This is a genomic window from Cupriavidus sp. WS, from assembly GCF_000395345.1.
Taxonomy (GTDB): Bacteria; Pseudomonadota; Gammaproteobacteria; order Burkholderiales; family Burkholderiaceae; genus Cupriavidus; species Cupriavidus basilensis_B.
On sequence record NZ_AQPL01000302.1, the window covers coordinates 1 to 915 of the forward strand.

The following is a 915-nucleotide window of genomic DNA, read 5'->3' on the forward strand; positions in this document are numbered from 1 at the left end:
CAACGACACGCTCTACCACGCGGTGGCGCGCCACCTGTACGGCTCCACGGCCGAGCCCGCGCCGCACGACCGCATCGAGGGGCTGGAACACTTCGACAAGGTCATCAACGTCGACCAGAGCCCGATCGGCCGCACCCCGCGCTCCAACCCCGCCACCTACACCGGCCTGTTCACGCCGATCCGCGAACTGTTCGCCGGCGTGCCCGCCGCCAAGGAACGCGGCTACGACCCGGGCCGCTTCTCGTTCAACGTCAAGGGCGGGCGCTGCGAAGCCTGCCAGGGCGACGGCGTGCTCAAGGTGGAAATGCACTTCCTGCCGGACGTGTACGTGCCGTGCGACGTGTGCCACGGCAAGCGCTACAACCGCGAGACGCTGGAGGTGCTCTACAAGGGCAAGAACATCCACGAAACGCTGGACATGACCGTGGAGCAGGCGCACGAGTTCTTCAGCGCGGTGCCGGTGGTGCGGCGCAAGCTCAAGACGCTGCTCGACGTGGGCCTGGGCTATATCCGCCTGGGGCAGTCCGCCACCACGCTGTCCGGCGGCGAAGCGCAGCGCGTGAAGCTCTCGCTGGAACTGTCCAAGCGCGACACCGGCCGCACGCTCTACATCCTCGACGAACCCACCACCGGTTTGCATTTCCACGACATCGAGCTGCTGCTCAAGGTCATCCACAAGCTGCGCGACCAGGGGAATACGGTGGTCATCATCGAACACAACCTGGACGTCATCAAGACCGCCGACTGGCTGCTCGACATGGGGCCGGAGGGTGGCGCCGGCGGCGGACAGGTGATTGCCAAGGGGACGCCGGAGACGGTGGCGAAGAGTCGGGCTAGTTTTACGGGGAAGTATTTGGCGCCGTTGTTGGCGAAGGGGTGAGGGATCCTTGTCCGGGCTGTTGTGGGCCTTGAGGC

1 pseudogene is annotated in these 915 nt (G+C 66.0%); it reads left to right on the forward strand.

The features are described from left to right. Positions 1 to 880 (forward strand): annotated as a pseudogene (locus tag K206_RS39055) (excinuclease ABC subunit UvrA); the annotation flags it as partial. Positions 881 to 915: the final 35 nt, after the last annotated feature.